The sequence below is a fragment of the Brucella sp. H1_1004 genome (assembly GCF_047308065.1).
Classification (GTDB): Bacteria; Pseudomonadota; Alphaproteobacteria; order Rhizobiales; family Rhizobiaceae; genus Brucella; species Brucella pseudogrignonensis_B.
In genome coordinates, this window is sequence record NZ_JAYKZA010000001.1 from 32,636 (window position 1) to 58,133 (window position 25,498).

Genomic DNA, 25,498 nt, shown 5'->3' on the forward strand with positions numbered 1-25,498 from the left:
TCTTTTCCTTCCTTCTCAACCCCCTGAAAACACGCCGCTTTCAACTCGTCGTGTTTTTCTGTGGATTGGTAGACAAACCACTTTTTGAAGGGAGTCGTGTCTACCGCAGGCGTCGGCGTTGTTGCAGGCCCCACACGTTTCGAGCTTGTCCATCAGCGCCTGTTCGCCCCTATGCTGCTCCTAGCAGTCAGGAAGAACCCGCCGATGTGTACGCTATAGCCCGAAAACACCGCAATGCGTTTCGAAGGGGCTTTCACTATCACCATCTATCATTCTCAATCGCCTCAGCAATGAAGGAGATTGAGAATGGCAAAGATCGAAACTACACAAATTCGGAGAACAATCCGGCGGCAACAGTTGCGAGAGATGGTACCGATGGCCGACAGCACAATTTATGAAATGGAGCAGCGTGGCGAGTTTCCCCGCCGGTTCGCGCTCTCGCCACGTTGTATCGTATGGGACCTGGCCGAGGTCGAGGCTTGGCTCACGGCACGGCGGGCTGCGCCGATCCGGCGTGCCCAACATCCTGATGTTTCCAAGCGTAAATCCCGCCCGGTCAAAGGGCGGGATCCAGTTCCATCAAGGGCATAGCTTGCGGCAAAAGCGCGGGGGCATACTTCCGGCCATCGATCCAGGCGTCAACGGTATCCGCCCACTGCTGCATCATATGCCGACGCTGCACCTCATACTCGGCCTTGTTATAGACGCCGCGCGACGAACGCCCGTCCTCGTGCGCCAGGCACTTTTCGATCCAGTCGCTGTTAAAGCCCAGCTCATTTAGCAGCGTCGATCCGGTCCGCCGCAGATCATGGACCGTGAATGGCTCCAGTGGCAGCCCCTCCTTCTTGGCTCGCTCGACGACCGCGTAGGTGATCCGATTGAACGTCGCGCGAGACATTGGCGCGTCCGCGTCGTACCGGGACGGCAAAAGATATCGGGAGTTGCCGGAGCAGGTCTTAAGCGCGATCATGATGTCTAACGTCTGTCGGCACAAATAGACGTTGTGCGGCTTCGAACGCTTCATGCGCTCCTTCGGGATGGTCCAGACGGCGTTGTCAAAATCGATCTCGTCCCAAACTGCATCCTGCAACTCGCTCTTCCGGACCATGGTGAGGAGGTAGAGCTTCATACCGAGGCGGATCGTTGGCAAAGTCGCAACATGCTCGAGCTGCTTGAACATGATGCGGATCTCTGCGGGCGAGAGCGCGCGGTCCTTCGGCGTAAAGGTAGCGATCGAGGCTGGACCGACGTCATCGGCCGGATTGGCGACCTTCTCGCCGTGCAGAATGGCAAAGCCGTAGATCTGCTTGAGGATATCCCGCACATGGATAGCAGTTGCAGGCGCACCCCGTTCGACGATCTTGCCGCAGTGAACGCGTAGATCATCCGGTGTGATCTCCGTCAGGAGACGATTTCGCCAGACGGGCATGAGTTCGCGTTCGAAGATGGAGCGACGCATCGCGCGCGTGCTGTCGGCCATGGTCGCGTTGGTCAGCCACTTCTCGCCGAATTCGCCGAAGCTCTTTGCTTCCTTGATCCGGCGTTTCTCCCGCTGCTTCTCGATGGCGGGGGACCGCCCCTCGGCGATCGCCCGACGGGCGTCGATGCATAGCTCGCGAGCCCTGGCGAGCGATATTCCGTTACGGGCATATCTGCCGAGATAGACGGTCTCTCGCCTGCCGTTCAGCCGATAGTCGAGCCTGAACGAGATGGCGCCCGACGGCGCGACGCGCACATACATGCCGTCACGATCGGATACCTTGTACATTTTCGCTTTTGGTTTCAAGCACTTGAGTGCTGCGTCGGTCAACATTTCGGGCCTCCTTGCGGAAAAGTACCGTCACGCGGTTTTTGAAGGCCAATGGCGCTGAAAACTATTATATTTCAGTGCGTTAATTCGAAAAAAGTACCGTCATTGGCCTCATTTGACCTGACGGTACTTTCGTTTTTCCGGTTGATCAATGGGGGCGAGGCCCGTCAGCGAGGCCGCCGGACATGATCTATGCCCACCGATAGATGCCGATAGCCAAAGGATAGATTTATTTTTGATTTCAGTAGCTTAGATCGTACCGCAGCGTAAAATCGGCGGCGTTCGGATGGGCCTGAATCATTCCCACTCGATCGTGCCCGGAGGCTTCGAGGTCACATCGTAGACCACGCGGTTAATACCGCGCACTTCATTGATGATACGGGTCGCCGCATTGCCAAGGAAGTTCATATCGTAGTGGTAGAAATCGGCAGTCATACCGTCAACGGATGTGACCGCACGCAATGCACAGACAAACTCATATGTGCGGCCGTCACCCATTACGCCAACAGTCTGAACTGGAAGCAGAACGGCGAAAGCCTGCCAAATTGTGTCGTAAAGACCAGCTTTGCGGATTTCATCAAGATAAATCGCATCAGCTTCCCGCAGGATTTCAAGCTTTTCGCGCGTGATGCCGCCCGGACAGCGGATCGCAAGACCCGGACCAGGAAACGGGTGACGGCCGATGAAGCTGTCAGGAAGACCAAGTTCCTTACCCAATACACGCACTTCATCTTTGAAGAGTTCACGCAGCGGCTCGACCAGCTGCATGTTCATGCGTTCTGGCAGACCGCCGACATTGTGGTGCGACTTGATCGTAACCGAAGGACCGCCCGTGAACGAAACGCTTTCGATAACGTCCGGATACAGCGTGCCCTGCGCGAGGAAGTCCGCGCCGCCCAGCTTGTTGGCTTCTTCTTCAAACACTTCGATGAAGAGCCTGCCGATAGTCTTGCGCTTCTTTTCCGGGTCGCTTTCGCCTTCAAGAGCCTCAATGAAGCGGTCCTGCGCATTCACCAGAATGAGCGGCAGATTATAATGCTCTTTGAACATAGCCACCACATCGGCAGCTTCGTTCTTGCGCATCAAACCATGATCAACAAGGATACAGGTTAGCTGATCGCCAACGGCTTCATGAATCAAAAGAGCAGCAACAGAGGAATCAACGCCGCCGGACAACGCACAAATAACTTTACCCTTGCCAACCTGCTTGCGAATGGCCTCGACAGCCTGCTCGCGATAGGCAGACATCGTCCAGTCAGGCTTTATACCGACGATGTTATGTACGAAGTTCTGAATGAGCTTTGCACCATCAGGCGTGTGCACGACTTCCGGATGGAACTGAACCGCGAAATATTTGCGCTTCTCATCCGAAATGGCTGCGAAAGGTGCATTTGGCGATGTGCCGATAACCTTGAAGCCCTCAGGAAGCGCGGTAACGCGATCGCCATGGCTCATCCAAACCTGATGACGCGTGCCCTTTGCCCAGACGCCAGCAAACAGCGCACTGTCTTCTTGCACTTCAAGGAAAGCACGACCGAATTCACGATCATGACCGCTTTCAACCTTGCCACCCAACTGGGCGCACATGGTCTGCTCACCGTAGCAGATACCGAGAACTGGAATTCCAGTCTCGAAAATCGCCTGCGGCGCGCGCGGGCTGCCAATGTCCGTTGTCGAGTGTGGGCTACCCGACAAAATCACCGCCTTCGGATTGATGCGCTTATAGGCATCTTCCGCAGACTGGAACGGAACGATCTCGGAATAAACTCCGGCCTCACGTACGCGGCGTGCAATAAGCTGCGTGACCTGGCTGCCAAAGTCGATGATAAGGATAGTGTCAGGATTTGCTGTGGTGCTCATGCCGAGCATCTAGATAAAAAGCGGCAAAAATGCAATGGACGAAGTGCCACGTTTCAACAAACAAACGAAGAAACTTGCCCTATACTGACACATCCTTGTCAGGAAGTGTCAGTGCGTCAGCAACAATCGCCGCTTCAAGCGCCTCAACGGCAGTCGCGAGCTTTTCATCAATGACGTGTAGAAACTCGGTCCAATCATCAACATGACGCAACTCACGCGCACCATCTGAAATGCCACGCAGGCCGATCAGATCGACACCATACGCCTGGCACGCACGCAGACACGCATAGGTTTCCATGTCTACCATATCGGCGTCGATGATTTCATAAGCTTTGCCAGACACGATATTCGCACCAGTTGAAAGCGATGCACCCGGCAGACCCGGGATGATACACGGCAAGTCGACGACTTTAGGCAAATCGAGAAAAGGCGTGCAGCCTTTTTCAAAACCCAAAGGTGATGCGTCCATATCGCGATAGCTAACAGATGAAACCTGAAACACCTCTGTTTGAGGCAGGCGAGCCGATCCGGCTGAGCCGATTGACACTACGATGTCTGGAAGCTCGCCTTGTTGTTCAAAGACCGTCAGAATACGCATCAGATTGATTGCTGATTCAACTGGCCCAACGCCGATCATCAGCGGCAAAAACAGCGAACTCAAATAAGGGCCATATTCCGCTTCTGTCGCCATGACGTAAAGAAGACGCTTGTCTGCAATGGTTTTGATCATCTCTGTCGCCCTTGCCCCTGCGCAACCACCCTGTTTGCGTTGCTCGCGAATAACAGCCTTTGCGCGTCGGCAAAAAAGCTTGCCCATTCTGAATGATTACGACCGTATCAGAGCGAATGGCAATTACATTTGTCTGAGATTAAGTATTTCTATGCAGCACACTCACATAAAAACCATCTGTATCTGTCGATAGCGGAGAGAATACACTACCGCGCGAAGGGAAAATGGGGGAAACGATGCCAGCTTCAGGCACAATTGATTGCCAGAGTTGTTTTGGATCTGCTTCAGAGAAATTGCTGTTTTCACCAAGAAAACGTTCCACCTGTCGCGTATTTTCTTCCGCAAAAAGCGAACATGTCACGTAAACCAGTCGTCCGCCGGGTTTGACATAATGCTTTGCAGCATCCAGAACGTCCTTCTGGTCCTGCACGCGACGTTCAAGCTGCTGCTCATTCAAACGCCATTTTGCATCAGGTCTACGCCGCCAAGTGCCAGAACCTGTGCAAGGTGCATCCGTGAGAACGAGATCCATACGTTCTATCAACGGCGCCAACGCATCCAGGTTTCCGTGGATCTGCGTATTGCGAACCCCTGCCCTCTGCAAACGATCATGCATCGGTGAAAGGCGCGCACGCTCAGCATCATAAGCGTGAACCTGCCCACTATTTCCCATGGCTGCGGCCAGAGCCAGGGTCTTACCGCCTGCACCAGCGCAATAATCCAACACTTGTTCGCCGGGTTTCGCACCAGCAAACAAAGCGGCAAGTTGCGAGCCCAAATCCTGTACCTCAAACCAGCCGTCTAGAAACGACTGATCAGTTTGCACATTCGGATGACGACCAAGCGCTTCAATCGGCGGGATACGCAAAGCTTGGTCAAGCAAAGGCGCTTTACCAACGCCCGCCTTTTCCAATGCTTCAATAACCGCTTCGGGTTTTGCCTTCAGCAGGTTAACGCGAAGATCAACAGGCGGACGTGTCGAAAGAGCTTCGGCCTCACTTACCCAGCGATCACCGAACTGGGCTTCTAGCGAAGGCACACACCATTCTGGCACATCAGCTCGAATATGGGCAGGAGCATCCGCAACATCACGGCTTGCCCATGCTTCGCGTGGTGCTGCGTCAAGCGCTTCAGGAGCGAATTTATCGCCGTCGAGCGCTGCGTCAATGGCTGCGAAATCCAATCCACCTTCGCAGACCAGCGCACCATAGGCCAATGCACGGGCGTCATCGCTATGCATACGCCAAGCAATAGACAATTTGCGGCGCAGTGCATCATAAACAATATTGCCAATCACGGCGCGATCACCCGCACCGGCAAAGCGATGCGACGCACCCCAATCCTTCAATGCATCGGAAGCGGGCCGTTTGACCACCTCAATATCGTTTAGAATCTCAATCGCCGCCTGAAGGCGTCCGCCAAGCCGCATTTCTGCTCCTTCATATTTATTACGTCGGGCATAGCCTTCCTTGGTGGGAAAAGGCAATCAGCAAATCGGTTGCAGCGAATTTAAAGTCTTACTGAAATGCAAAAAGCCGGAGCGGGGGCAACCGGCTTTTCACAAAATGAAGAAAATGGGCGGTTATTCCGCTGCATCCACTTCCTCATTAACGGCAATCGTATTGGCCTGATAGCCATGAGCGTTATGAAGCGCCTTGCGAACTCCAGCTTCGTAATCTGGATGTACCAGCTTGAAATGCGCCAACTGACGTTCGACAATAAAGCCCGGCACTCCACCCATCGCTGCTGCAATGTTTGAGAACAAACGCGCCTTCTGACCGTCGTCAAACAGATTGAACAAGGCACGCGGCTGCGAATAATCATCATTGCCGATGCGATGATTGTAGCGATCCGCATCGCCGCTCAGACGCAGCGGTGGTTCTTTCGCAGAAGGCTGCTCAACCGGGCCGTTGAACGAGTTTGGCTCATAATAAGCATCCGGGTTGCCCGTCGCGATGCCGCCATAGGTGTTCATCTGACCATCACGGTGGTAGTGATGTACTGGGCATTTCGGCTGGTTTACCGGCAGATTCTCATAATGCGTACCAAGGCGATGGCGATGGGCGTCAGCATAGGAGAATAACCGTCCCTGCAACATCTTATCCGGCGAATAGCTGATGCCCGGCACAATGTTTGAGGGCGAGAAGGCCGCATTTTCGATCTCAGTGAAATAGTTTTCCGCATTGCGGTTCAATTCCATTATGCCAATATCGATTGGCGGATAGTCAGCATGCGGCCAAACCTTGGTGAGATCGAATGGATTGTAAGGCGTCTTTTCCGCGTCAAGTTCCGGCATGATCTGCACCTGAACTTTCCACTTTGGGAAGTCGCCCTTCTCAATGGAAGTGAACAGATCTTCCTGCGTGGATTCACGCGTACGACCGATCACACGTTCAGCCTCTTCATTGGTCCAATGCTTGTGGCCTTGCAGTGTCTTGAAGTGGAACTTCACCCAGTAACGCTCGCCAGCATCATTCCAGAAGGAATAAGTATGCGAACCATAACCATTGATATGCCGCACGTCGGTTGGGAGACCACGATCCGACATCAGGATCGTCACCTGATGCAAGCTTTCTGGTGAAAGCGACCAGAAATCCCACATGGCCGTTGCCGAACGCAGGTTCGTCTTGGGATGACGCTTCTGGGTATGAATGAAATCCGGGAATTTCACGGGATCACGCACGAAGAACACCGGCGTGTTGTTGCCAACAAGATCCCAATTCCCTTCTTCTGTATAGAACTTCAATGCAAAGCCGCGAACATCGCGCTCAGCATCTGCAGCACCCTGCTCACCGGCAACGGTTGAGAAGCGCGCCAGCATCGGCGTTGTCGCACCCGGCTGCAAAGCCTTGGCTTTGGTATATTTTGAAATATCGCCAGTGATGGTGAGCGTGCCAAACGCCCCCCAGCCCTTAGCATGTACGACACGTTCAGGAATACGTTCACGGTTCTGATGCGTCAGTTTTTCAATCAGCTGATAATCCTGCAATAGAACAGGACCGCGCTCGCCAGCGGTGAGGGAATTCTGGTTATCCGGAATAGGCGCACCAGCGCTTGTAGTCATAATCGGACGGTCTGCCATGGGAATTTCCCTCCTAAAAAAATATATTGGTTGGTCCAGCATTCAGCCTGGCTTGTTGCGTGAACATTATCTGCTGCCTCACACACTGGCTTGGTAACACGTGCAGTTTAGACTTATTCCAATAATAATTTCCAATTGATTTTTATTTCGCAATTGATAGGATTTTCTTATCATGTTTACGATCAGACAAATGCGCTATTTCGATTCGCTCGCTACCACTCTGCATTTTAGAAAAGCAGCCGAGCTTGCGCATATTTCGCAACCTGCGCTTTCGGCACAGATTGCCGAAATGGAAGCCGTTGCGGGCGCACCTCTTTTCGAGCGTTCTCAGCGTAAAGTCATCATGACAGAGCTGGGCCGCGAATTGCTGCCGGGTATTCAAACCATCCTTAAGGAGCTTCATGCACTTGAGGAGATTTCTGCGCAGAGCAAAGGGTTGTTACAAACCCAGCTCCGACTTGGAATCATTCCAACCGTAGCGCCCTATCTCGTGCCAAATCTCATTCCACTACTACGAGAAAAGCATCCGTCATTTCGCCTGCAATTGCGCGAAAGCGTGACAGCGAAGCTGCTGGAGGAGTTACACGCAGGCGAAATCGACGCCATCGTCGCAGCTTTGCCAATAGCTGATGATCGTCTTGCGCATCTAAAACTGTTTGATGATCACTTTCTCATTGCCACCTCCAGCAATGATCAGACAATCCTGTCCTCCCCTATGACACAAGACAATATCGCGCTCGACCGATTACTTTTGCTCGAAGAAGGCCATTGCATGCGCGATCAGGCGCTGGCGGTGTGCTCACTCCCATCCCAACGCCAACTGGTGAGGTATGGCGCAACAAGCATGACCACATTGCTGCAGATGGTTAGTCATGGAATGGGGCTAACGCTTATTCCTGAAATCGCTGTTAGCGCGGAAACACGCAACAATAATATGCGCATTGTTCGGTTTGAAGGCGAGCAGCCAAAGCGAGAAATCGCCCTTTTCTGGCGCCGACAAAGCAAGCGCCGCAGAGACTTCCAGGCGCTGGCAGAATGCATCGTGGAAAGCGCAGGGTCTCTTTTGGTTGACGATGTGGAGCTTACCAACCTGCCATCATAAAAAAGGCGGCCAAAAAGCCGCCTTGATATAGTATAACAGATGGTATGATATTACATACCACCCGGATAGTTCGGGCTTTCGCGGGTAATTGCCACGCCATGCGAATGGCTTTCACGCAGGCCAGCATTGGAAATGCGCACGAAAGTTGCCTTTTCGCGGAATTCTTCCAACGTCTTGGCGCCTACATAACCCATAGATGCGCGAAGACCACCAGCAAGCTGATGCAGAACCGCTGAAATCGGCCCCTTATAAGCGACCTGACCTTCGATGCCTTCAGGGACGAGCTTCAGCTCATCACGGACTTCTGCCTGGAAATAACGGTCAGCAGAACCGCGTGCCATAGCGCCAACCGAACCCATACCGCGATAGGATTTGAACGAACGGCCCTGATGCAGATAGACTTCGCCTGGGCTTTCTTCAGTACCAGCAAGCAGCGAGCCAGCCATTGCAGCAACCGCACCAGCGGCAAGTGCTTTGGCGAAATCGCCTGAGAACTTGATGCCGCCATCGGCGATCACAGGAATGTTGTGCTTGTGGGCGGCTTCGACCGCCGACATGATAGCCGAAAGCTGTGGTACGCCAACGCCTGCAACGATACGCGTTGTGCATATCGAGCCCGGTCCGATACCGACCTTCACGGCATCCGCACCGGCATCAATCAATGCCTGAGTACCGCCCGCGGTGGCGACATTACCGGCCAGAATAGCAACATTTGGATAGGCTTTCTTGATACGTGCAACAGCATCAAGAACGCGCTGCGAATGACCATGGGCCGTATCGACAACAAGCAGGTCGACACCCGCGTCAATCAGGCGTTCTGCGCGTTCATAACCATCTTCGCCAACGCTTGTCGCGGCAGCTGCACGCAAACGGCCCTGCGCGTCCTTGGCCGCATTTGGATTGAGTTGCGACTTTTCCATATCCTTGACAGTGATCAGGCCAACGCAACGGCCCTTATCGTCAACAACAAGCAGCTTCTCGATGCGATGTGCATGAAGCAAGCGCTTCGCTTCGTCTTGATTGACATTCTCGCGAACCGTGACAAGGTTCTCACGGGTCATCAACTCGTAAATTTTCTGAGCAGGGTCAGAAGCAAAGCGTACATCGCGGTTGGTTAGAATTCCAACGAGACGGCCTGGGCCCTTCGCACCGTTCTCGACAACCGGAATACCGGAAATGCGATGTGCCTTCATCACCGCTTGCGCATCGGCCAGCGTTGCATCCGGTCCGATAGTGACAGGGTTCACGACCATACCAGATTCGAACTTCTTGACCTGACGGACTTCTTCAGCCTGACGTTCAGGGGTAAGATTGCGATGAATAACGCCGATACCGCCCGACTGTGCCATCGCGATAGCAAGACGCGATTCTGTGACCGTATCCATAGCAGCCGAAAGAAGCGGGAGGTTTAGTTCAATATCTTTGGCAATACGCGTACGCAGGTCAACTTGCCCTGGCATAACCTCGGAATGACCAGGCTGTAAAAGCACATCATCGAAAGTGAGAGCGAGCGCGCCGGTGGACGATTCCACGATTTTAGCCATTGCCAATTCCTTTACCGGTTTTACTGAATGAGAAAAGTCGCCTCCTCCGGAGATAAATCCGGGAGCTGCGACTGGACTTCATTACGTGTTGAATTGGCACTGGCTGGTAACATGCTTATGACTGGTTGAAAAGTCTTTTACGGACAAGTTTCAGTTACTCGCTATAATTTTTATGATAATTCGCTGAGCATAATTATTTATAACGAGCCCAAAAGGGGCCAAAATGCGAAAATCATATCGACAGCTACCGCTTCTTCGCCGTTCTCAAGCAATGTGGATGAACCCGCGCCTATGGAAACCGCGTCTCGTATTCTGGTGCGGGGCTATTGCAATAGGTTTGATCAGCGTTGCATTCGCCGAAGCTGCCGATATTGCTCAGGGCCTTTTCAAAAATCTTACGAACGGCACTGAAAGCACATGGCGGGCATGGTTACCACTCATCATTACGCCGCTTGGCTTCATGCTTTGCTCATGGATTGCTATAACATGTTTCCCCGGTTCTGGCGGCAGCGGCATTCCACAAGCCATTGCAGCACGACACCTCAACAACCCCGAAGACCGCTCTCTGTTACTGTCACTTAGAATTGCGTTCGGAAAAATCATTCTGACAATTGCCGGCCTTTTCTCAGGCGCGTCCATCGGGCGGGAGGGACCAACCGTACAAGTTGGCGCTTCGATCATGTTGTTATCTGCCCGTATCGGCAGCATGGAACATGCGCGCGGTCTCATCCTCGCGGGCTCGGCTGCAGGGATCGCTGCGGCTTTCAACACGCCACTTGCAGGTATTGTCTTTGCTATTGAAGAAATGGGGCGCGCCTATGCCGCCCGCACCAATGGCCTTGTGCTCTCGGCAGTCATTCTCGCGGGTCTGGCCTCACTCGGACTTGTGGGAAATTATAACTATTTCGGCCTCACGACGGTTACAGTCGGAACGCATACGGACTGGATTCTGGTCGCAAGCTGCGGCGTGATTGGTGGTGCATTTGGGGCTGCTTTCAGTGCCGCTGCGCTCAACCTCACAAAGCGCGTAAGGCGCCGCGTACAAAAAGCACCGCTGCGCAGAACAGTCATGATAGCAGGCATGTGCGGTCTCGCTGTAGCCGTGATTGGCATTGCATCAGGCGGAGCAACATTCGGCACAGGGTATGATCAGGCACGCTCTGCGGTCGAAGGACTTTCGCTCCCGCCTTTCTATTTTATAGAGAAACTGATGGCCGGTCTTCTTTCAATGATCTCGGGTATTCCCGGTGGCATCTTTGCCCCTTCCCTCTCTGTGGGTGCAGGCCTTGGCAGCACCATAGGGCTAATACTAGGCACGAGCGCCAGCCTCGCCGCTGTACTCGGCATGGCGGGCTATTTTGCAGGCGTTGTTCAGGCTCCGATGACAGCCTTTGTGATCATTCTGGAAATGACCGGCAACCACAACAATGTAATTCCTCTGATGTGTGCGTCTATGCTCGGCTATGGAACCGCCCGACTGGTTTCTCATGAGCCACTTTATCATGCTCTTTCCCGCACTTTTGTCGCGGACGTCTTACGTCTTCGTCGTTCTCAAGAGAAGAATATTATTACGGATTGAAAGTTATCTTGGGGAACAAATACTTACAAGCAAATATTCAAAAAAAACACTTGCAGGACTTACAACAATACCTTTCATTAGCCACCCAACATATAGGGTAATAAAAGGTAATCAAAATGTTGGAACTGATGGGCGGAAGCATCACCGATGTACCGGGAATAAAGCTTGGGCATCACACACTTTCTAGACGCCCAACAGGATGCACGGTATTGCTCTGCGAAGAAGGTGCAGCAGCAGGTGTGGATGTGCGCGGCTCGGCACCGGGCACCCGGGAAACTGAACTGCTTGACCCTGTAAATCTTGTTGATCGGGTACATGCGATCCTGCTTTCAGGTGGCAGTGCATATGGTCTCGCTGCTGCAACGGGCGTCATGCGCTATCTCGAAGAGAATGATATCGGTTTTAAGATCGGCAAGGGAGTCGTCCCAATTGTTCCCGCCGCTGTGCTTATGGATTTAGACGTTGGCGATTTTTCGGTCCGTCCAGACGACGAAGCGGGCTATCTCGCCTGCAAAGCAGCCCAAGCAGAAGCATCAGACGAAGGCAATATCGGAGCAGGCGCTGGGGCTTCCGTCGGCAAAATGTTTGGCATGGAATACGCCATGAAAGGCGGTCTTGGCACCGCGAGCTATCAGGTGCCGGGCACAGAGATCATTATTGGTGCCATTGTTGCCGTTAACGCCGTGGGCGACGTTTATGCACCCAACTCAGCACAAATCCTTGCTGGTGCGCGCAATGAAAACAGCAAGGGCTTCCGCAGTATCATGGAGGCAATAATGCAGGGCAAGAGCGTTATTCAATCGGCCGGCGCCAATACGACGATTGGCGCTATTGCAACCAATGTCCCATTCAACAAAGCCCAGCTGAAGAAAATCGCTGGCATGGCGCATGATGGCTTTGCACGAACGATTAACCCGATCCACACAATGTGGGATGGCGATACAATTTTTGCGCTCTCGACAGGCAAGGCTACCGGGGTTGAAGCTGACGTAACGGCAATCGGCGCAATTGCGGCAACCGTGATGGCGCAGGCCGTAGCGCGTGCGGTCGTGCATGCCGAAAGTCTGCCGGATCTCAATCTACCTGCACATCGAGACTATGTGCAGGTAGAAAGTTCTCGATAACCACATAAACATGCAACGATTGAAACGATCTCGAATATACGCGATAGGAAAGGTCGCAGCAGATTAATATTCATTTCAAAAAACAGGTTTGAATACGACATGACAGGCAATTCTCTCAAATTCGGCACAAGCGGCCTTCGGGGTCTTGCAACCGAGCTTAATGGATTGCCCGCCTATGCATATTCACTGGCGTTCGTTGAAATGTTACGGGCACGCGGCGAACTGAATGCAGGCGATCGTGTTTTTGTTGGCCAAGACTTACGCCCTTCAAGCCCCGATATTGCAGCCCTTGCAATGGCTGCCATCGAAGATGCAGGCTTTATTCCGGTTAATTGCGGCGTACTGCCGACACCGGCTCTGAGCTATTTTGCTATGGCACAGCAAGCACCCTGCATTATGATCACGGGCAGCCATATCCCTGATGATCGGAATGGTCTCAAATTTTATCGTGCCGACGGTGAAATCGACAAGGAAGACGAGGCGGCAATCAGCGCCGCCTACGCCGCCCTGCCCGATGATGTTGTTGTACGCAAAGCTGAGAATTTGCCAACAAGCGATCAGGCAATGAACGCCTATGCCGAGCGCTATATTAAGCTATTCGGTGCAAACAGCCTCGCAGGTTTGAAAGTTGGTGTCTATCAGCACTCGTCTGTAGCGCGCGATCTTCTCACGGAAGTTTTAAGCGCTCTGGGTGCAGAAACAACTGCACTGGGTCGTTCGGATGTGTTTGTTCCGGTCGATACTGAAGCGCTGCGACCAGAAGATATATCGCTTCTCGCTCAATGGGCGGGCGAGAGTCACTTCGATGCTATCGTCTCAACCGATGGCGATGCGGATCGTCCGCTTATTGCCGATGAAAATGGGCAATTTGTACGCGGGGACCTCGTCGGTGCCATTACGGCAGCCTGGGCTGACGCAGACACCATCGTAACACCTGTCACCTCAAATACAGCACTGGAGGAATGCGGAAAATTTGCCAGCGTCTTGCGGACCCGCGTCGGTTCACCCTATGTGATTGCGGGGATGCAACAAGCTCTGAGCAAAAATGCCAGCAGTGTCGTTGGTTTTGAAGCCAATGGCGGTTTGCTGCTTGGAAGCACCATTGAGAAGAACGGACATGAACTCTCTGCATTGCCGACCCGCGATGCGCTGCTGCCAATTCTCGCTTGCCTTAGCACGACCAAGGAAACGCAAAAGCCGCTCTCTGAAATTGCCCGAAACTATGGCTTTCGAATTGCCTTAAGCGACCGCTTGCAAAACGTCGCACAAGAAAAAACTGCTGCTTTTCTTTCTGTCATCACACAAGAAGAAGCGCGCTTGCGCCTGTTTCCTTTAACAGACGCGATTATTCGTTTGGAAACAATCGATGGTGTGAAACTGTTTTTTGCATCAGGCAATGCTGTGCATTATCGTGCATCAGGAAATGCACCAGAACTACGTTGTTATGTCGAAGCAGCCACTCGAGAACAGGCCGCAGAACTATTGACCATGGGACTTGAAGTCGCCCGCACAATTACAAAGGAAGCTTGAGAGAATGAGCTTAATTCCAGTTATTATTAGCGGCGGTTCAGGTTCACGACTTTGGCCATTATCGCGTGACGCACACCCGAAGCCGTTCATCGAGTTGCCTGACGGCGGCACGCTTATTGGCAAAACCTATGCGCGCGCGTCGCATCTTGCAGGTGTCGAACAAATCCTGACCGTCACAAACCGCGACTTTCTGTTTTTAACACTTGATGCCTATGCCGCAGCCAATGCACGCAAACTGGAAAACACATTCCTGCTGGAGCCACTTGGCCGCGATACCGCACCTGCTGTCGCACTCGCAGCCCTACAGGCCGCTGCAGCTTACGGCGAAAACGCTGTTTTGCTCGTCATGCCTGCTGATCATTTGATCGAAGACGAGCGGGCATTTGCAGAAGCCGTCAGCAAAGCCAATGCGATTGCTGATACTGGCCGCATAGTAACATTCGGCATCGTACCAGATCGACCAGAAACAGGCTTCGGTTACATTGAGGTGGATGGCTCCGATGTGCTTCGCTTTGTCGAAAAGCCGGATGCAGTAACAGCCCAGTCTTATGTCGATGGTGGTCGCCATTACTGGAACTCAGGCATGTTCTGCTTTCAGGCTGCGACCATGATCACCGCAATGCAGCTTCATGCGCCGGAAGTTCTGGCTGGTGCGAAAGCGGCCCTCGATGCCGCGCGCCGCGGCAACAATGGCGAAACCAAAACCTTAGAAATTGCCAAAGATGCCTTTGCTGCAACTCCAGCTATTTCCATCGACTACGCCGTGATGGAAAAGGCACAGAACATTGCGTGTATTCCCGTTTCTTGTGGCTGGTCTGATATTGGCTCGTGGGCTGCAATGGCCGATCTTATCCCAGCGGATGCTGAAGGCAATCGACTGCGTGGTGAAACCGTTCTCGAAGACACAACCGATAGCTTTGTTCTTTCTGAAACCCGGCTTGTAAGCCTTGTCGGTGTTCATGATCTTTTGGTCGTCGATACACCGGATGCCCTTCTCGTCGCCCATCGTGACAAGGCGCAAGACGTTCGTAAGGTGTTCAACAAGCTGCGTGCGCAGGGTCATGAAGCAGCAAAACTGCATCGCACGGCACACCGCCCTTGGGGCACCTATACCGTGCTTGAAGAAGGCGATGGCTTCAAGATCAAGCGTATTGAAGTGAAACCCGGCAGCCGTCTCAGCCTTCAAGCGCATCACCATCGTTCAGAACATTGGATCGTGGTTTCTGGAACAGCCAAGGTGGTCAATGGCGAGCGCGAAATCCTGCTCACCAACAACCAGTCCACCTATATTCCCTGCGGCTTCAAACATCGTCTGGAAAATCCAGGTATTCTGCCACTCGTTCTGATCGAAGTGCAGAGCGGCGAATATCTCGGTGAAGACGACATTGTTCGCTTCGACGATATTTATGGACGCAGCTGATCGTCATGACGACGAATTAGCGGTTCTTCGCATAAGCGAATCCGCTATAATCGCATCATGACGATCCAGCACTTAAGCGAAACTATTATCAACCAGATCGCGGCTGGCGAGGTGATTGAACGCCCCGCCAGTGTGATCAAGGAACTTGTCGAAAACGCTATCGATGCGGGCGCAACCCGCATTGAAGTCGTGACCGCTGGTGGTGGCAAAACACTGCTGCGCGTGACCGATAATGGTTCTGGCATTCCATCGAACGAACTTTCGCTTGCCGTTTCGCGTCATTGCACCTCAAAACTTACCGATGATGTGAACGATATTCGTGCCCTTGGCTTTCGAGGTGAGGCATTGCCATCGATTGGTTCGGTTTCAAAGCTATCGCTCAAGTCCCGCCCGCAAGATGCAGAGTCCGGCTTTGAAGTGACAGTGAGTGGCGGGCATCTCGAAGGCCCGCGTCCCGCAGCGCTTAATCGCGGTACGATTGCCGAAGTGCGTGATCTTTTCTACGCGACCCCAGCTCGTCTGAAATTTATGAAGACGGACCGCGCAGAAGCGACTGCTATTACCGATGTGATTAAACGAGTCGCGATAGCTTTTCCTCATGTGCGTTTTTCGCTCGCAGGCACTGACCGCACCCCGCTTGAGCTGCCTGCGACAGGAACAGGTGTTGATGCAACGTTAGAACGTATCGGGCAAATACTCGGCAAAGAATTCTCGGATAATGCGCTGCATATTGATGCCGAACGTGACGGTGTACGACTGGTCGGTTTTGCTGGCATCCCGTCATTTAATCGCGGCAATGCATTACACCAATTTGCCTATGTGAATGGCCGCCCCATCCGAGACAAACAGATATTTGGCGCATTGCGCGGTGCTTACGCCGATGTGATTGCCAGAGATCGGCATCCGGTTGCTGTGCTGTTTTTGACAATTGATCCGGCATTGGTCGATGTGAATGTGCATCCAGCAAAGGCAGATGTGCGCTTCCGCGATCCCGGTCTGGTGCGTGGCTTAATCGTTGGATCGATCAAACAGGCGCTGGCACAATCCGGCATTCGTCCTGCAACCAGTGGCGCTGAAGCAATGTTACAGGCGTTTCGCGCTGAAGGGTTCAGCCCACGTCCCGCCGCGCAGAATTATGCCACACATAACTGGCGCACTGCCGCCCCAGCCCTACGCAGTGAGTGGTCGCCACAAACAGCCCACCCGGCACATAAGCCACTCGATTTTGATCATGTTCCGGCATTTCGCGAAGACGAACAGGCTACGATTTCAAGGTTTGCAGCGCCTGCTGCCGACGCGCGCGCCACAATCGCGGACGCCCCGGTTGAGCTGATGCAGAAGCCGCTCGGCGCTGCTCGCGCGCAAGTCCACGAAAATTACATCGTCGCCCAAACGGAAGACAGTCTCGTCATTGTCGATCAGCACGCGGCCCATGAACGGCTCGTCTATGAGGCGTTGAAGAATGCGCTGCACTCGCGTCCGATCCCCGGACAGATGTTGCTAATTCCCGAGATCGTCGATCTGTCCGAAGAAGATGCCGAGCGGCTTGCCGCCCATGCCGAAACTCTCGCGCGTTTCGGTCTTGGGATCGAACAATTTGGTCCCGGCGCAATAGCCGTTCGTGAAACGCCTGCGATGCTGGGTGAGATGAATGTGCAGCAACTCATCCGCGATCTGGCCGATGAGGTTGCTGACCATGATACGTCCGATGGACTGAAGGCCATGCTCAACCATGTTGCTGCGACGATGGCATGTCATGGCTCGGTTCGTTCTGGTCGCCGCCTGAAACCGGAAGAAATGAACGCTCTCTTGCGCGATATGGAAGCAACTCCAGGCTCTGGAACATGTAACCACGGCCGCCCAACATATATCGAACTGAAGCTTACTGATATTGAACGCTTGTTCGGAAGGCGCTAGAGCATGTCACGGAAAAGTGGGAACCGGTTTTCCGATACTGACATGCGTAAAAAAAACGATTAAAGCGTGTAGTATAAATACGATATGCTTTAAGACTTTTCTTGCATCAAGGAACTATAAAAATGAACAGATTTGAATCACCACGCTCTTCCGAAGCTGTCCTGCGCTATCTTGATGGCGATTTTGAAATCATCAAACACGGCTCTTACGTGGTTTGTGCAGTATCGGCGTCTCAGATTCCGCTGGATGAGCTGAAATACTGGAGCGTTGCGCGACAGGAAGCCTATGCGTCCGGTCTTATTTCCTATGAGCGTGAGTTGGAACTCAATCCAGAGCTGCGCAGCCGCAAAAAAAGCTAATATCGCAGACAATCATCAGCGACTTATAAAAACATATTCCATAAGCCTACTCCGGGTATCACGTGGCCTCGCATATGCGACGTCTGGACCGGTCATAAAATAGCGCTGAACACAATTCATAAAAAACGATGGGATAATATCCCACCGTTTTTACATAATACGTCTAGCTTTCCGGAAGTTATGCCGCAAGCGACTCGTTTTCTTCAGTTGGAACTTCCGAGATTGTCTTCAGAACCTGTGAAGCGATCTGGTATGGGCAGCCCTGCGAGTTTGGACGACGGTCTTCGAGATAGCCCTTGTAACCATTCTGAACAAAGGAATGTGGAACACGGATCGATGCGCCGCGATCAGCAACACCATAGGAGAACTTGTTCCAAGGAGCTGTTTCGTGCTTGCCAGTCAAACGCATGTGATTGTCTGGACCGTAAACTTCGATGTGCTCCTGAAGGTTCTTTTCGAACTGCGCCATAAGTGCTTCGAAATAGGCTTTACCACCAACTTCGCGCATAAATTTGGTCGAAAAATTGCAGTGCATTCCCGAACCGTTCCAATCGGTATCACCGAGCGGCTTACAATGAAATTCAATATCAATTTCATACTGTTCGCAAAGACGGAGCAACAAATAGCGAGCGATCCAAATCTGATCGGCAGCGCTTCTTGAGCCTTTACCGAACACCTGAAATTCCCACTGGCCCTTTGCTACTTCAGCATTGATACCTTCGTGATTAATACCTGCAGCCAAACAAAGATCCAGATGCTCTTCCACAATCCTACGAGCAATAGAGCCGACATTCTTGTAGCCCACACCTGTGTAGTATGGACCCTGTGGTGCTGGATAGCCCTGCTCAGGGAAACCGAGCGGACGGCCGTTTTCGTAGAAGAAATACTCCTGCTCAAAACCAAACCATGCATCCGCATCATCGAGAATTGTTGCGCGGCTATTCGACGGATGCGGTGTAACGCCATCTGGCATCATCACTTCGCACATCACAAGCGCACCATTCGTACGTGCTGGATCCGGATAGATAGCGACTGGCTTCAATACGCAATCTGAGCTACGGCCCTCTGCCTGCATTGTTGATGAGCCATCAAAACCCCAAAGCGGAAGCTGCTCAAGAACAGGAAAGGCGTCAAACTCTTTAACCTGTGTTTTGCCACGCAAGTTAGGAGTTGGAGTGTAGCCATCGAGCCAGATATATTCGAGCTTAAATTTTGTCATCGCCTAGTCTCTTTTGTTCAGCGTAATCAACCAACTGCGGACACATCACACTCTTGGAATGCAAATAGTCGCGCTTAAAAAGATAAAAGCAATTTGCGTGCCAGTTTCAAAAAAACGGCAGATGCGCTTTTAAAATAGATTTAAGTTGTTGAATTCCTTCACACCTATTTTAAAGAAGCGGAAACAAGCTTCCCCGAGACAAACAGATCCAATCTATCAAAGCAGCATCCCCGATAGGATCTGCATCAAAAATAGACACATGATTAAATATTAACCATTTCGCGATCACATAGCGCCAGCGGTTCAGATTTGTTTGTCCTTCAACAAAACTTTGTTGCTCTCAGACTTGAGAAAAAACCGCCGCTTCTAGTTATGAGGCTTAAATGCCTGATCCTGTGATCCATCAGTCTCTGAAAGCCGTAATGGTTAGAAAAGTTTAACGTAAGTAAGGATGATACATGACTGCGAATGCGCTTGTCTGGTTGCGCAACGATTTGCGCCTTGCCGACAATCCTGCCCTGCAAGCCGCCGTCAAACTGGATGGCAAGATCACAGCGCTTTATGTGCATGAAACCAATCCGCAATTGCGCGCACCCGGAGGTGCCGTCCTCTGGTGGCTGGAACAGAGCCTCATTTCACTCGAAAAAGCCCTCAACGAACGCAATGTCGCGCTTTGGGTCGCACGCGGCGATGCACTCGATATCATTGAAAGACTGATTGGACAAAACAGCTTCGATACAGTGTTCTGGAACCGGCGTTATGCGCCGCAGGAGCGCGATATCGATGCTGTCGTCAAGTCCACACTGAAAGACAAGGGGCTGAATGTGGAGTCCTTTGCAGGCAATCTTCTGGCTGAGCCGTGGGAGATTAAAACAGGCAGTGGCGGTCCTTATCAGGTCTTTACACCCTACGCCAAAACGCTGCGTCAGCAGGGCGTAAACCGACCGCTCTCCATGTCTGACTGGAAAGCCGAACCATCAACCCTCAAGCATAAGCCTGCAAGCGAAGTTTACAACCAGCCTTTCTGGTCAAAAAAGATGCGTGGCTTGTGGAAAATAGGCGAAGCGGCGGCTATTGATCAGTTATATCATTTCTTCGATGGGGCCATTCTCAATTATGCCGGTGATCGTGATCGTCCGGCTGTCGAAGGCACATCAAAACTCTCGCCACATCTGCGCTTCGGTGAAATCAGCCCGAGACAGGCTTGGTATGCAACGCTTTCGCTGATGGATGAGCATCCGAACACACAAACAGGCGGCGAAAAATTTCTCTCCGAACTGATCTGGCGCGATTTTCATTATCACCAGCTCTATTATCGTCCGGACATCGCTGAAAATGATATGCGCGATACACTGGCTGAGGTTCAATGGCAGAGCAATCCACAAGCGTTCGAAGCCTGGAAACTGGGGAATACCGGCGTTCCGATGATTGATGCCGGGATGCGTCAGCTCTGGGCTACGGGCTGGATGCATAACCGCGTGCGGATGCTGGTGGCGTCCGTCCTAAGCAAAAACATGCAGATCGATTGGCGCGACGGCGAAAAATGGTTCTGGGACACGCTGGTGGATGCAGATATCGCAAGCAATCCGGGGAGTTGGCAATGGGTTGCCGGTTGCGGCATGGACGCGGCGCCCTATTTCCGCGTATTCAATCCTGTTTTGCAAGGCGACAAATTCGATACCGACGGCGGATATGTGCGCGAATGGGTGCCGGAAATCGCGGCATTACCGGATCGTTGGATCCATAAACCCTATGCTGCACCGGAAGACGTGTTGCAGAAGGCGGGTATCGTTCTTGGCAAAACTTACCCACTTCCCGTTTTCAAGGCGCCCAAAGCGGGTAAATAAACCCGCTTACTGCGTCTAAAGTTAAGACAGGACATTTGAACCACGATATCCGACGCAAAGCCACTTCGCACTTTTGCTTGGAAATGCTTTAAAACTTCTGCATCAACCGACGCGCGGCAAGCTCGCTGCGCTTCAGATTTTTATAGATATCGCGCTTCGCAGCATGGAACTCGCTGACCAAACCTTTCTGCGGCGCAATCGTTTCAGCGATTGCGCTCATGCTGGCAGCAATCTGAGCGAGATCAGTTTTCTCAAAAGCGCTAGCGCCCGCGATGCCTGAGCCAAGCAGAACCGGCTCGGCAGAAGACGGCATGGATACTTCCAGGCCTGTCGCATCAGCCAGTATCCGACGCATGAGCGGACTGCGCGCAGCACCGCCACTCACGATTATGGTACGGATTGGAATATCTTTGGCAGTCAGTGCATCAAGAATATCCGCCGTGCCATAGGCCAGACCACAAAGTCCTGCAACGAACAGACAAACCAGATTTTCTCGCGATGCATCGAGCTTGATGCCCATTATAGTGCCGGTCGCATCAGGATCGGCGTCTGGCGCACGATTGCCCAGAAACTCCGGAACAACGTGAAGCCCCTTTGCCAGGAGCGCTGCTTTTGAAAGCTCACCCGCCGCATCGATGGCCAGCTGCTCAAGATAGTCGAGAAGTGAAAGGCCTTTGGCTGCCGCTTCCTTCTCAGCCTCTGCCTTAAAGGGATGCATACCGACAAGATAATCAGTCGCGGCACCGAATGCCGACTGCCCCCCTTCATTGAGCCAAAGGCCGGGCATCATGGCACCCCAGTAAGGCCCCCAGACACCATCCACAAATACAGGTTTCTCGGTAACACTCATCGTGCAGGCAGATGTGCCGATAATGAGTGCGAGCCTTGTCTGCATATCGACGGCGCTGTTCTCATCCGCACTTCCTGCGATTGTGCCGACACCACCGGCATGCGCATCGATGAGCGACGCACCGACCGCGGTACCAGGCACAAGTCCCAGCTCTTTTGCAGCCTGCTCAGTTAATCCTTGCCCCAAAGGTGTCGCGATATCGACAATGTCGGTCCCAATACGGGAGAAGCCTTCATCAGCCAGCACACCGAGGCCAATTGTGCGGAAGTAATCCTCATCCCATCGCTTTTCATGGCCAAGATAAGTCCACTTGCAGACCACCGTGCACAGCGAGCGGGAGTGGCTACCAGTTGCACGATAGGTCAGATAATCAGGCAAATCGAAGAAGAGACCGGCAGCGTTGAACGTATCAGGGTTATTCTCCTTCAACCAAAGCAGCTTTGGTGTTTCCATTTCTGGGGAAATGCGTCCCCCCACATATCGCAAAACGGGATGGGCCGTCGCATTGATACGTTCAGCTTGTTCGCGGGCGCGATGATCCATCCAAACGATGATGTTTTGCTCTGCGTCACCGGCAGGGCTCGCAGGCAATGGATTGCCGTTTTTGTCGAGAATGACCAGCGAACAGGTTGCATCAAAGCCGATGCCTTTGACGGATTCCGGGGCGACATTCGCCAGCTCCAATGCTGCTGCCACTGAGCTGCAAACGGCCTGCCAGATATCTTCCGAAGATTGCTCGACAATATCCGACCCTTGCTTCCACATGCGGATATTGTGCTTGGCACTCGCCAACAACTCTCCATCGCGTGTAAACAGACCTGCCCGCGCGCTGCCCGTGCCGACATCAACACCCAGAAATACGTCCACCTCATGCCTCCCATGCAAGCAAGATGCGCCAAACCGGCGCTCCGTGCAGCGTCTTGGCTACAACATCGGTGAGAAAATCGGAACCGTTTTTTCTGCTCTATTGCAATGGCGCACCGTTGGTGCGCGTTCCGCAAAGCTAAGCTCAGGACCACTTATTTGGGATATTGAGCTGATTCAGTTTCGCTTGAGGAGACTGATTAATGAGTAATCTTCACTGGCTGAGCGAAGGGTAAATGTCACGCCTTTGCCCCTTTTTCCCAAGAGTCACAGACGTCGACGCGTTGATGCCAGGCGTTTTTTTGAGTGGAATTATATTCATTCTTCTTAATGGTTTACGGTGGTGTCACAAGGGGATATTTGCTCAAATACTGGAAGGTTTGTTTTCTAAGTCGTCGGTCGGAAAGACTGTCATGATAGATGCGACCTATTTGAAAGCGCACCGCACGGCCTCAAACCGACGGTTAAAAAAAGGGTGTGGTGGACGCCTGATCGGCCGGACAAAAGGTGGCATGAATATCAAGTTGCACGCCGTCACCGACACGCAGGGTCGCCCTATCAGGTTACACGTAACGGCGGGACAAATCAGCGACTACACCGGAGCTGCAGCCTTAATTGAGACGTTACCGAAGGTCGACTGGCTTCTTGCTGATAAAGGCTATGATGCTGACTGGTTCAGAGAACGGTTAAAAGACGAAGAGATAAAGCCGTGGATCCCGGGTCGCAAAAGCCGCAAAAAGGCTATCAAGTCTGACAAACGCCGATAGAAGCGGTACAATCATATCGAAATCATGATTGGAAGATTGAAAGACTGACGCAGAATTGCCACCCGTTATATTCTGGCTCAAAAAGGTATGAGTCCTGAGCATAAGTTCTCAACTGGTGATCAGCGCAATGCTTCCAGTTCAGCGATACGGGCTGCACTGTCTTTTTCCAGAACGCGCGTCATTTCACGAATGATTGTTTCAGCCAGCACGAAAAGTGCCGCAGATGAATCCCATGCAGACGGCACCGCAATACGACCTGCAAGAACATGACGTGATACTCGTGCGATGGGCGAAAGCCACTGGTCGGTCACAAGGATGACGTCCACCCCTCGCCCGCGCGCCTTTTCGGCCAGCCTCAGAAGACTGTCCTGATAACGACGAATATCAAACACCACCAGTACGTCGCGCTTGCCCATATCAAGCAGACGATCTCGCCATACACTTTCCTGCCCGCCAAGATGAAAAACGTTTGGTCGGATAATGGTCATATGCGCTGCCATGTATTGCGCAATAGGGTCGGTGAAACGTCCGCCGATCAGGTAAACATTGCCCTTTGAGGTACAAAGAGCAGCAACCGCCTGTTTCAGCTGCTTTTCGCCCAAATGCCGGAAGCTATCGCGGATATTCTCAAGCGTATGCTCGACAGCCGGATAGGCCTTGTCCTGCTCTTTGTCCGGCCGCGCATTGCGATGATGTGGAGCCTGCAATTGGGCGGCAAGCTCATCCTGCAAACGAGCCTGAAAATCAGGATAACTCTGGAAACCAAGACGATTGACGAAACGCAAAATTGTCGGAGAACTGACCCCGGCCTGCGCTGAGAATTCAGCAACCGTTTTCAAACCCAGCATAGGATAATTGGCGACCAGAGTTTGCGCAGCGCTTCTCTCTCCCGCTGGCATTGCATCAATCCGTTCATTGATCAGTTCCGCTACTGTGGCACTCGTCTGCACGCTGTTTCCATTCAAGTCTGCCCTTTTCAGATTTGGGCGAAATTGTGTTTGACAAATTATCATAGACCGTATCAAATAATCCACAATAGCGCATAATCTGAAAAAACGTAACATAAGTTACAGCGCGGGGAACAAACAGAATGACGGACGAGCGAGAAAATCGCGTGGCTTCGTGCGCGCCTGTTCATGTCGTAAATGAGGACGGCAACAGCCCTTGGCTGTTGATCTGCGAACACGCTTCAAACTTCATTCCGGAACGCTTCAACAGTCTTGGTTTAAACGCTGACGCACTAACAGCGCATATCGCCTGGGATCCCGGCGCGGTTGCGGTTGCGCGTCGGTTGAGTGCAGGCTTAAACGCCACACTGGTAGAGTCAGGCCTATCCCGATTGCTGATTGATTGCAATCGACCCCTCCATGCCTCTGATCTCATACCGGAGATCAGCGAAACCACTATCATTCCCGGCAATCTCGATCTGAGCGCGAAAGAGCGCACTGCGCGCATCGACCTTGCACATCGACCATTTCACACCTGCGTCGAAAAAGTAATCGCGGAACGCACCAAGCGTGGGTTGCCGTCTTGGATCGCTACCATCCATTCTTTCACGCCGGCCTACCGCAGCGTTTCCCGACCATGGCAAATCGGCATCATTCATGACGAGGATGATCGCATCGCAAAGCCGCTAATTGCAGCTCTTTCGCAAGACAAAAGCCTGAATGTCGGCATTAACGAACCTTACTCGCCAGCTGATCGGGTCTATTACACGCTGGAACGTCATGCGCGTCCACGCAACGCACCCTGCGTGATGATAGAGCTCCGTAACAACGAAATCGCCAGCACCAAAACACAGGCGCATTGGGCAGAGCGGCTTTCTACCATTTTCGCGGCAATCGGAAACGATCTTGTCTCCCAAGGTCAAAGCAACAGATCGAGAGCCTGAAGG

Annotated in this window: 18 protein-coding genes and 2 pseudogenes; 11 read left to right on the forward strand and 9 right to left on the reverse strand. The window is 52.6% G+C overall.

The annotated features are described in order from the left end of the window. The first annotated feature begins 306 nt into the window (after window positions 1-306). A complete protein-coding gene (locus U2P60_RS00235; protein WP_103243979.1) occupies window positions 307-591 on the forward strand; it encodes a helix-turn-helix transcriptional regulator in 285 nt (94 codons plus the stop codon). Here the strand turns inward: U2P60_RS00235 and U2P60_RS00240 are convergent. The 5 genes from U2P60_RS00240 to katA all read right to left on the reverse strand — a co-directional run bounded on the left by U2P60_RS00240 (window position 557) and on the right by katA (window position 7,482). Then, on the reverse strand, window positions 557-1,813 hold the full coding sequence (locus U2P60_RS00240) for a tyrosine-type recombinase/integrase (protein ID WP_151690346.1): 1,257 nt from the start codon (window positions 1,811-1,813) through the stop codon (window positions 557-559). The two genes, U2P60_RS00235 and U2P60_RS00240, sit on opposite strands and share 35 nt — an antisense overlap. 294 nt (window positions 1,814-2,107) lie before the next feature. Beyond that, on the reverse strand, window positions 2,108-3,670 hold the full coding sequence (guaA, locus tag U2P60_RS00245; protein WP_313828693.1) for a glutamine-hydrolyzing GMP synthase: 1,563 nt from the start codon (window positions 3,668-3,670) through the stop codon (window positions 2,108-2,110). Between the two features lie 79 nt (window positions 3,671-3,749). Continuing rightward, entirely contained in the window at window positions 3,750-4,400 is a 651-nt protein-coding gene (locus U2P60_RS00250) for a 5'-methylthioadenosine/S-adenosylhomocysteine nucleosidase (RefSeq protein ID WP_413570751.1), read from the reverse strand. A gap of 139 nt (window positions 4,401-4,539) precedes the next feature. Further along, complete coding sequence (locus tag U2P60_RS00255; RefSeq protein WP_413570752.1) at window positions 4,540-5,829, reverse strand: RsmB/NOP family class I SAM-dependent RNA methyltransferase; 1,290 nt, start codon at window positions 5,827-5,829, stop codon at window positions 4,540-4,542. Between the two features lie 153 nt (window positions 5,830-5,982). Next, window positions 5,983-7,482 (reverse strand): catalase KatA, encoded by a 1,500-nt coding sequence (gene katA, locus U2P60_RS00260; protein WP_413570753.1) that lies wholly within the window; start codon window positions 7,480-7,482, stop codon window positions 5,983-5,985. A 172-nt stretch (window positions 7,483-7,654) separates the two neighbouring features. On the opposite strand from katA, the gene U2P60_RS00265 reads away from it, so the two are divergent. After that, a complete protein-coding gene (locus U2P60_RS00265) occupies window positions 7,655-8,584 on the forward strand; it encodes a LysR substrate-binding domain-containing protein (protein ID WP_413570754.1) in 930 nt (309 codons plus the stop codon). A 50-nt stretch (window positions 8,585-8,634) separates the two neighbouring features. On the opposite strand, the gene guaB is transcribed toward U2P60_RS00265, so the two are convergent. Next, window positions 8,635-10,128: an IMP dehydrogenase gene (gene guaB, locus U2P60_RS00270; protein ID WP_413570755.1), complete on the reverse strand. Its 1,494-nt coding sequence runs from the start codon at window positions 10,126-10,128 to the stop codon at window positions 8,635-8,637. 223 nt (window positions 10,129-10,351) lie between these two features. On the opposite strand from guaB, the gene U2P60_RS00275 reads away from it, so the two are divergent. From U2P60_RS00275 to U2P60_RS00300, 6 genes and pseudogenes are all read left to right on the forward strand, one after another. Further along, window positions 10,352-11,707, forward strand: coding sequence for a chloride channel protein (locus U2P60_RS00275; RefSeq protein WP_413570756.1), 1,356 nt, complete (start codon window positions 10,352-10,354; stop codon window positions 11,705-11,707). A 19-nt stretch (window positions 11,708-11,726) separates the two neighbouring features. Then, a pseudogene (locus tag U2P60_RS00280) lies at window positions 11,727-12,831 on the forward strand (P1 family peptidase). Window positions 12,832-12,930: 99 nt separating this feature from the next. Further along, window positions 12,931-14,361 carry a phosphomannomutase gene (locus tag U2P60_RS00285; protein WP_413570757.1) on the forward strand — a complete coding sequence of 477 codons (1,431 nt, stop codon included), beginning with the start codon at window positions 12,931-12,933 and terminating at the stop codon, window positions 14,359-14,361. A 4-nt stretch (window positions 14,362-14,365) separates the two neighbouring features. After that, window positions 14,366-15,781: a mannose-1-phosphate guanylyltransferase/mannose-6-phosphate isomerase gene (locus U2P60_RS00290; RefSeq protein WP_413570758.1), complete on the forward strand. Its 1,416-nt coding sequence runs from the start codon at window positions 14,366-14,368 to the stop codon at window positions 15,779-15,781. A gap of 57 nt (window positions 15,782-15,838) precedes the next feature. Then, complete coding sequence (mutL, locus tag U2P60_RS00295) at window positions 15,839-17,698, forward strand: DNA mismatch repair endonuclease MutL (protein ID WP_413570759.1); 1,860 nt, start codon at window positions 15,839-15,841, stop codon at window positions 17,696-17,698. A 122-nt stretch (window positions 17,699-17,820) separates the two neighbouring features. Then, window positions 17,821-18,057 (forward strand): DUF2093 domain-containing protein, encoded by a 237-nt coding sequence (locus tag U2P60_RS00300; RefSeq protein WP_413570760.1) that lies wholly within the window; start codon window positions 17,821-17,823, stop codon window positions 18,055-18,057. A gap of 178 nt (window positions 18,058-18,235) precedes the next feature. Here the strand turns inward: U2P60_RS00300 and U2P60_RS00305 are convergent, their stop codons facing one another. Further along, window positions 18,236-19,276: a glutamine synthetase beta-grasp domain-containing protein gene (locus U2P60_RS00305; protein WP_313828712.1), complete on the reverse strand. Its 1,041-nt coding sequence runs from the start codon at window positions 19,274-19,276 to the stop codon at window positions 18,236-18,238. Window positions 19,277-19,734: 458 nt separating this feature from the next. On the opposite strand from U2P60_RS00305, the gene U2P60_RS00310 reads away from it, so the two are divergent. Continuing rightward, window positions 19,735-21,123, forward strand: coding sequence for a cryptochrome/photolyase family protein (locus tag U2P60_RS00310; protein ID WP_413570761.1), 1,389 nt, complete (start codon window positions 19,735-19,737; stop codon window positions 21,121-21,123). An 88-nt stretch (window positions 21,124-21,211) separates the two neighbouring features. Here U2P60_RS00310 and U2P60_RS00315 read toward each other — a convergent pair whose 3' ends face one another. Beyond that, window positions 21,212-22,840, reverse strand: coding sequence for an FGGY-family carbohydrate kinase (locus U2P60_RS00315; RefSeq protein ID WP_413570762.1), 1,629 nt, complete (start codon window positions 22,838-22,840; stop codon window positions 21,212-21,214). Window positions 22,841-23,040: 200 nt separating this feature from the next. Between U2P60_RS00315 and U2P60_RS00320 the strand changes: the two are divergent. Further along, a pseudogene (locus U2P60_RS00320) lies at window positions 23,041-23,649 on the forward strand (IS5 family transposase); the annotation flags it as partial. A 74-nt stretch (window positions 23,650-23,723) separates the two neighbouring features. Here the strand turns inward: U2P60_RS00320 and U2P60_RS00325 are convergent. Then, complete coding sequence (locus tag U2P60_RS00325; RefSeq protein ID WP_413570763.1) at window positions 23,724-24,668, reverse strand: MurR/RpiR family transcriptional regulator; 945 nt, start codon at window positions 24,666-24,668, stop codon at window positions 23,724-23,726. Window positions 24,669-24,694: 26 nt separating this feature from the next. Here U2P60_RS00325 and U2P60_RS00330 point away from each other — a divergent pair, with 26 nt between their 5' ends. After that, a complete protein-coding gene (locus U2P60_RS00330) occupies window positions 24,695-25,495 on the forward strand; it encodes an N-formylglutamate amidohydrolase (RefSeq protein WP_413570764.1) in 801 nt (266 codons plus the stop codon). The last annotated feature ends 3 nt before the right edge of the window (window positions 25,496-25,498 follow it).

Coding starts and splice junctions, on each gene's coding strand:
- U2P60_RS00235 (WP_103243979.1), top strand. CDS start 307: ATGGCAAAGATCGAAACTACACAAATTCGGAGAACAATCCGGCGGCAA.
- U2P60_RS00240 (WP_151690346.1), bottom strand. CDS start 1,813: ATGTTGACCGACGCAGCACTCAAGTGCTTGAAACCAAAAGCGAAAATG.
- guaA (WP_313828693.1), bottom strand. CDS start 3,670: ATGAGCACCACAGCAAATCCTGACACTATCCTTATCATCGACTTTGGC.
- U2P60_RS00250 (WP_413570751.1), bottom strand. CDS start 4,400: ATGATCAAAACCATTGCAGACAAGCGTCTTCTTTACGTCATGGCGACA.
- U2P60_RS00255 (WP_413570752.1), bottom strand. CDS start 5,829: ATGCGGCTTGGCGGACGCCTTCAGGCGGCGATTGAGATTCTAAACGAT.
- katA (WP_413570753.1), bottom strand. CDS start 7,482: ATGGCAGACCGTCCGATTATGACTACAAGCGCTGGTGCGCCTATTCCG.
- U2P60_RS00265 (WP_413570754.1), top strand. CDS start 7,655: ATGTTTACGATCAGACAAATGCGCTATTTCGATTCGCTCGCTACCACT.
- guaB (WP_413570755.1), bottom strand. CDS start 10,128: ATGGCTAAAATCGTGGAATCGTCCACCGGCGCGCTCGCTCTCACTTTC.
- U2P60_RS00275 (WP_413570756.1), top strand. CDS start 10,352: ATGCGAAAATCATATCGACAGCTACCGCTTCTTCGCCGTTCTCAAGCA.
- U2P60_RS00285 (WP_413570757.1), top strand. CDS start 12,931: ATGACAGGCAATTCTCTCAAATTCGGCACAAGCGGCCTTCGGGGTCTT.
- U2P60_RS00290 (WP_413570758.1), top strand. CDS start 14,366: ATGAGCTTAATTCCAGTTATTATTAGCGGCGGTTCAGGTTCACGACTT.
- mutL (WP_413570759.1), top strand. CDS start 15,839: ATGACGATCCAGCACTTAAGCGAAACTATTATCAACCAGATCGCGGCT.
- U2P60_RS00300 (WP_413570760.1), top strand. CDS start 17,821: ATGAACAGATTTGAATCACCACGCTCTTCCGAAGCTGTCCTGCGCTAT.
- U2P60_RS00305 (WP_313828712.1), bottom strand. CDS start 19,276: ATGACAAAATTTAAGCTCGAATATATCTGGCTCGATGGCTACACTCCA.
- U2P60_RS00310 (WP_413570761.1), top strand. CDS start 19,735: ATGACTGCGAATGCGCTTGTCTGGTTGCGCAACGATTTGCGCCTTGCC.
- U2P60_RS00325 (WP_413570763.1), bottom strand. CDS start 24,668: ATGTTACGTTTTTTCAGATTATGCGCTATTGTGGATTATTTGATACGG.
- U2P60_RS00330 (WP_413570764.1), top strand. CDS start 24,695: ATGACGGACGAGCGAGAAAATCGCGTGGCTTCGTGCGCGCCTGTTCAT.